This is a genomic window from Roseisolibacter sp. H3M3-2, from assembly GCF_029211165.1.
Lineage (GTDB): Bacteria > Gemmatimonadota > Gemmatimonadetes > Gemmatimonadales > Gemmatimonadaceae > Roseisolibacter.
The window spans coordinates 1-6,546 of record NZ_JARGEK010000284.1 but is presented as its reverse complement, the minus strand read 5'-3'; the positions used below and the strand labels follow the sequence as shown (position 1 = coordinate 6,546).

5 protein-coding genes are annotated in these 6,546 nt (G+C 77.9%); 4 read left to right on the top strand and 1 reads right to left on the bottom strand.

Annotated elements, in window-relative coordinates; all coding sequences use genetic code 11:
- From PYV61_RS18930 to PYV61_RS18915, 4 genes are all read left to right on the top strand, one after another.
- Positions 1-562, top strand: a 562-nt coding sequence (locus tag PYV61_RS18930; RefSeq protein WP_275834511.1) for a hypothetical protein, incomplete at its 5' end; no start/stop codon positions are given.
- 111 nt (positions 563-673) lie between these two features.
- Entirely contained in the window at positions 674-2,188 is a 1,515-nt protein-coding gene (locus PYV61_RS18925; RefSeq protein WP_275834509.1) for a M28 family peptidase, read from the top strand.
- Between the two features lie 71 nt (positions 2,189-2,259).
- Positions 2,260-3,510, top strand: coding sequence for an erythromycin esterase family protein (locus tag PYV61_RS18920; RefSeq protein WP_275834507.1), 1,251 nt, complete (start codon positions 2,260-2,262; stop codon positions 3,508-3,510).
- 75 nt (positions 3,511-3,585) lie between these two features.
- The gene (locus tag PYV61_RS18915; RefSeq protein WP_275834505.1) at positions 3,586-5,856 is read left to right on the top strand and encodes a protein kinase; all 2,271 of its coding nucleotides are present in this window, start codon (positions 3,586-3,588) and stop codon (positions 5,854-5,856) included.
- 25 nt (positions 5,857-5,881) lie between these two features.
- On the opposite strand, the gene PYV61_RS18910 is transcribed toward PYV61_RS18915, so the two are convergent.
- Positions 5,882-6,546 (bottom strand): peptidylprolyl isomerase (locus PYV61_RS18910; RefSeq protein ID WP_275834503.1); only part of this gene is annotated, 665 nt, incomplete at its 5' end.

The following is a 6,546-nucleotide window of genomic DNA, read 5'->3' as shown; positions in this document are numbered from 1 at the left end:
CGACGACGACGCGTCGGCCGAGGCGCTCGCGCCCGACGCGGCCGCCGGCGGCACCGCCGACGCGGCGCCGGAGCGCTGGTACGGCGAGGTGGCCATGCTGGGCGACGCGCTGTCGCGCGACATCGAGGGGGTGACGCGCCGCCACGCGGCGCGGCTCCGGGCGGACCGGCTGCTCCCCAACCTGGGCGCGCTCCCCGAAGCGCAGGTGCGCGACCACACGGGCACGATCGTGTGCGAGGTGGCGCACCTCCTGGTGGCGATCGGCGAGACGGCCGGGCGCGCCCCGGAGCTGCTGCGCGACGGCAGCGAGATCCTGCGGCTGGTCGCGGAGCTGCACGGCGCGCAGCGGCACCGTCTCGGCTGGAGCGAGCCGCACTTCGCGCACGAGGCCGAGCTGCTGTGCGAGGAGGTCGTCGGCACGCTGCGCCACGCGGCCGCGGAGGGCACGCCGGACGGCCGCGCGCTCGCGCACGCGACCGTGCTGGTGCGCCGGCTCCTGGAGCAGGCGCGCCAGACGAGCATCCGCGGCCTGCACATCGCGCAGGTCGTCGCGGCGACGTAGCCGGCGACGTAGCGGGCGACGCCCTTGCCGGGCGGCGGCACGCGGGCGAGCGTACCGCGGCCGCGCGTGCCGCGGCCGCGCCGCCGTCCGCCCCCGCATTCCGACGCCATCGTGCTCGCCGTCGCCCTCTCCGCCCTCGCGCTCCTGCAGCCCCCCGCGGGCGGCCCCGCCGACGCCGACACGCGCGCGTGGTGGCAGCGCACGACCGTGCTCTCGGCCGACTCGATGGAGGGGCGCGACACCGGCTCCCGCGGTCACGAGGCCGCCGCGCGCCACGTCGCCGGCTGGCTCGCCGCGGCCGGCGTGCAGCCGCTCGGCGACGACGGCACGTGGTACCAGTGGGTGCCGATGGAGGAGGTCGCGATCACCGGCGCCCGCCTCGACGTCGGCGGGCGGCCGCTGCGCTTCCTGCACGACGTCACGACGCGCGCGCAGGGCGCGCCGGCGTCGCTGGAGGGCGCGCTCGCCTACCGCGGCTACTGCGGCGCCGACGCGCTCGGCGACGTGCGCGGGAAGCTGGTGGTCTGCCACGCCGCGCGCCGCGCCGGGCTCCCGAACGACGAGCAGCGCCGCGCCGCGCTGCAGCAGGCTGGGGCCGCGGGAATGCTCGCCGTCGCCGACCCGGGCTTCACCGTCGAGCCGCCGCGCTGGCCGTCGGCGTACGTGCGCACCGTCGCCGTCGCCCGCGCGACGCCCGCCCCCACGCCGACCCCGGCGCCCGCGTCGGGCGGCGGCTTCGTCACCTTCTCGCTGAACGCCGACGCGCTCGGCACCGTGATCGAGGGGAGCGGGCAGGACGCCGCCGCCCTCGTCGCCGCGGGGAGCGCCGGCCGCCCGCTGCCGTCGTTCGACGTGCGCGACCGGCTGCGCGCCGCGTTCACCACGGCGCGCCGCACGCTGCGCTCGCCCAACGTCGTCGGCATCCTCCCCGGCACCGACCCGGCCAAGGCGGGCGAGGCGATCGTCCTCACCGCGCACCTCGACGGCTACGGCTACGGGACGGCGGTCGACGGCGACTCGCTCTACAACGGCACGCTCGACGACGCGGCGTACGTCGCCCTGATCGTCCGCCTGCTCGAGCGGCGCGAGGGGAAGGGGTTCCGGCGCCCGGTGATCGTCGCGATCGTGACCGGCGAGGAGAAGGGGCTGCTCGGCACGCGCTGGCTGCTGAGCCACCTGCCGGTGCCGCGCGAGCGCATCGCGGCGAACGTGAACCTCGACCAGCTCCGCCCGCTCTTCCCGCTCGAGCTCCTCACCGTGCACGCGCTCGACGACACGAGCCTCGGCGACGACGCGCGCGCCGTCGCGCAGTCGCTCGGGATCGCCGTGCAGCGCGACCCCGAGCCCGAGCGCGGCCTGCTGCAGCGCTCCGACCACTGGCCGTTCCTGCAGGCGGGGATCCCGGCCACGAACTTCGTGTTCGGCTACCGCCCCGGCACCGAGAGCGAGCGCATCTACCGCCGCTGGTACCGCGAGGGCTACCACACGCCCAAGGACGACCTCGCGCAGCGGATCGACTGGAAGGCGGCGGCGGACTTCAACCGCTTCTACTACGCGCTGATCGAGCGCGTGGCGGGGCAGGACGCGGCGCCGGCGTGGAAGCCGGGGAGCACGCTGCGCCGCTGACGGCGGCGCGCACACGCGCCGCTGACCCGACTGCACCATGCGGTCGGCCCCGCGATCCGTAGCTTCGGGGCATGACCGCGATCCCGACCATCCGCCGCGCGCGCGCGCTCGCCCTCCTGCTGTGCGGCGCCCTCGGCGTCGGTCGTGCCGCCCACGCGCAGCCCGCCGCCCCCTCCGCCGCCGACGTCGAGGCGCGGGCGGCCGCGCGCGTCGCCGACGCCGTGTGCGACCGCCGCGTCGTCCTCCTCGGCGAGCTCCCCGACCACGGCCACGCCCGCGGCTTCGGCGTGAAGGCGCGGATCGTCCAGCGCCTCGTGTCGCGCTGCGGCTTCGACGCGGTGCTGTTCGAGGCGGGGAGCTACGACTTCTTCGGGCTGGAGCGGGCGATCGCCGCCGCGCCGCGCGACACCGGCGCCGCGCGCACCGACTCGCTCGACCTCGCGCTGGCGCGCGCGATCGGGGGCTTCTGGTGGACGCGCGAGCTGGCGCCCTGGCGCCGATGGCTCCTGGGGGAAGTGGTGGCGGGGCGCGTCGCCGTCGGCGGGATGGACGACCAGGTGAACGCCACCGCCGCGTACGCGTCGGCCTCGCTCCCCGCCCTCGTCGCCGCGGGCGTGCCCCCCGGCCGCTCCGCCGAGTGCCGGGCCGCCGTCACGCGCTACCTGGGTTGGTCCTACGACGCGACCGCGCGCTACGACGCCGCCGAGCGCGCGCGACTCGCCGAGTGCACGCGGCTCGCGTCCGAGCGCGGCGGCGGCGCGCGCCGTCCCGACGGGCGTTCGCCGGACGCCGTGATGCTCGCCGACTACGCGAGCCACTTCGCGCGAGAGGGCGGGGTCCCCGGCGCGGCCGACCGCGATCGGGTGATGGCGGAGCACGTGGCGTGGTGGGCGGCGCGGCTGCCGCGCGACGCGAGGATCGTCGTCTGGACCGCCACCTCGCACGCGACGCGCGCCGCCGACGCGCAGCTCGCGAACGCGCTCGGCGGCCCCCCGCTGGGGGCGCGGCTGGCCGAGCGCTGGGGCGGCCGGCTCGGCGTCGTGGGCTTCACCGCGCTGCGCGGCGACTGGTCGCGCGCCGGGGCGCCGAGCCGCCCGATGCCCCCCGTGCCCGCCGACGCGCTGGAGCCCAAGGCGCTCGCCGGCGCGACGCCCGGCGACACGGCCGCCTGGGCCTACCTCGACCGGGCGGCGCTGCGCGCCCTCGGCCCCGTGCCGTCGCGCCTCTTCGGCCGGGTCGTGACCACCGACTGGTCGGCCGCCTTCGACGGCGTGGTCGTGCTGCGCGACGAGTCCGCCCCGACCTTCGTGCCGCGTCGATAGCGCGATCGGCGGGCTCGCCCGTATCTTGGCGCCGGACGTCCCCCCCTCCCGCCGCCCCCCGCCGCTCCCGCCACCATGGGCGATCACCTGCGCGACCGGCTGCAGTCGTCCCTCGGGTCGGCGTACACGCTGGAGCGCGAGCTCGGTGGCGGCGGGATGTCGCGCGTGTTCGTCGCCGAGGACGCGGCGCTCGGGCGCCGGGTGGTGGTGAAGGTGCTCGCCCCCGAGCTGGCGGAGGGGCTGAGCGCCGAGCGGTTCGCGCGGGAGATCCGGCTGGCGGCGCGGCTGCAGCACCCGAACGTCGTCCCCGTGCTCGCCGCCGGCGCGGGCCCCGACGGGCTGCCCTACTACGCGATGCCGTTCGTGGAGGGCGCCTCGCTGCGCGAGCGCGTCGCCGCGGGGCCGCTGCCGGTCGCCGAGGCGCTGGCCGTGCTGCGCGACGTGGCGCGCGCGCTCGCCTACGCGCACGGGCACGGCGTGGTGCACCGCGACGTCAAGCCGGAGAACGTGCTGCTCAGCGGCGGCGCGGCGGTGGTGGCGGACTTCGGGATCGCGAAGGCGGTGCGCGCCGCGGGGGGCGGCGCGACGCTGACGCAGGTCGGGATGGCCGTCGGCACGCCGGCGTACATGGCGCCCGAGCAGGCGGCGGGCGACCCGGGAGTGGACCACCGCGCGGACCTCTACGCCTGGGGGCTGCTGGCGTGGGAGTCGCTGGCCGGGCGTCACCCGTTCGCCGACCGCACGACGCCGATGGCGCTCATCGGCGCGCACCTCACGCAGGTCCCGGCGCCGCTCGGCACGGCGCGCCCCGACGCGCCGCCGGCGCTGGCCGCGCTCTGCCTCGACAAGGACCCGGCGGCGCGGCCGGCCGACGCGACGGAGGTGATCCGTGCGCTCGACGCGATCGCGCTCACGCCGCCCTCCGCCCCGGCGGCGGCGGCGCGGCCCGACGCGTCGGTGGCGGTGCTCCCCTTCGCCAACATGAGCGCGGACGCCGACAACGCGTTCTTCAGCGACGGCGTCACCGAGGACCTCATCAGCGCGCTCACGCAGGTGCCCGGGCTGCGCGTCGCCGCGCGCGCGTCGGCGTTCGCGCTGCGCGGCCGGGACGACGACCTGCGCGCCATCGGCGAGCGCCTCGGCGTGCGCACGGTGCTGCAGGGGAGCGTACGGCGCGCGGGCAACCGCGTCCGCGTGACCGCGCAGCTCATGAGCGCCGAGGCGGGGGTCCAGCTCTGGAGCGAGCGCTTCGACCGCGACCTCGACGACGTCTTCGCCATCCAGGACGAGATCGCGCGCGCCATCGTCGAGCGGCTGGAGCTCACGCTCGGGCTGCGCGCCGCCGCGCCGCTGGTGGCGCCGCCGACGGAGGACCTGGAGGCGTACCACCTCTACCTGCGCGGCCGGGAGGCGGTGCACCAGCGCATCGCGGCCGCGCTGCGCCGCGGCGTCGACTTCTTCCGGCAGGCGCTGGCGCGCGACCCGGGGTACGCGCGGGCGCACGCCGGCATCGCCGAGGCGTACCACGGGCTCGGGATCTACCAGTACGTGCCGCCGCTCGAGGCGCGCCGCGAGGCGGAGGCGGCGCTGGCGGCCGCCGAGCGGGCCGACCCGGCGCTGCCGTCGATCCCGTTCCTGCGCGCGCAGCGCAAGCTGTACCTCGGACCCGAGTGGGCGTCCGCCGGGGCGGACCTGCGCGAGGCGCTGCGCCGCGCGCCGCACGACGGGCTGTCGCACGCGTACGCGGCCGTGTGGCACGGGCTCGCCGGCGACGCCGACGCGGTGGCCGCCGCCGTGACGCGGGCGACCGAGCTGGACCCGCTGTCCCCGTTCGTGCACGTCATCGGCGGGGCCGCCTGCTTCGTGAGCGACGCCCACGCGCGCGGCGTCGAGCTCTGCGAGCGCGGGCTCGCCATGGACCCGAACTCGGTCGTCTGCCTGTGGGGCGTCAGCACGGCGCTGCCGCACGTCGGGCGGCTGGACGAGGCGGTCGCGCGCGCGGCCCGGGCGGTCGAGCTGAGCCAGCGCGGCCCGCTCCTGGTGGGCGTGCTGGCCAAGCTGCTGGCCCGCGCGGGGCGGCGCGACGAGGCGCTGGCGCTGCGCGACGAGCTGGAGACGCGGGCGGCGCAGCAGTACGTCGCGCCGGTGTCCCGCCTGACCGCGGAGCTGGGGCTGGGGGACGAGGCGCGCATCGCCGACGCGGTGCTCGCGAACGTCGCCGCGGAGTCGAGCCCGATGACGCTCCTGCTCAGCGCGAAGCCCGAGCTCGACGCGCTGGTCGACCACCCGCGGCTCGGCGCGCTCGTGCGCCGGCTCTCGCCGTACGCGGGCGGCCTCGCGCGCTGACGCGGCCGCCCGCCGCGGCGGCGACTCAGGGGGTGCGGACCCGCACCTTCCGGATGCGGTCGAGCTTCGGGTACTTCGCGTCGAGGAACTTGTTCGCCTCGGCGTACACGCGCTTCGTGTTCGCCGCCGCCATCGGGCGCTCGCCGTAGCCCGCGTACAGGCGGTCGGCGATCGCCATCCCCTTCACCACGCGCCCGATCGGCGCGAAGCCGAGCGCGTCGAGGCGCGGGTTGTCGCGCAGGTTGATGAACAGGTTCGTCGTGCGGTCGTCGGGCTTGAACTGCGCGAAGGTGACGGTGCCGCGCACGTTCGACGTGCGGCGCGGGTCGGCCGGCAGCGGCTCGCGCGCCCACACGCCGGCGATCGCCGGGTCGCCCGCGAGCCCGAACTGCGCGACGAAGCCGTCGACCACGCGGTAGAAGCGCGAGTCGTCGAAGTAGCCGGCGCGCGCGAGGTTGTACGCGCGGTCGACGCCGTTCGGCGCCCACGCGCGGCGCAGCGCGACGGTGATCGTGCCGCGCGACGTCTCGATGTCCACCAGCGCCGTGTCGGGCGCGCGCGACTTCCAGTAGGCGTCGGTCGGCCAGTAGAGGTGGCCGCGCAGCCGCGCCGAGTCGGAGATGGCGGCGGACGGCGGCGCGGCCGCGGGGGCGGCGCAGGCGGGCGCGGGGCGGCGCGCGGCGAGCAGCA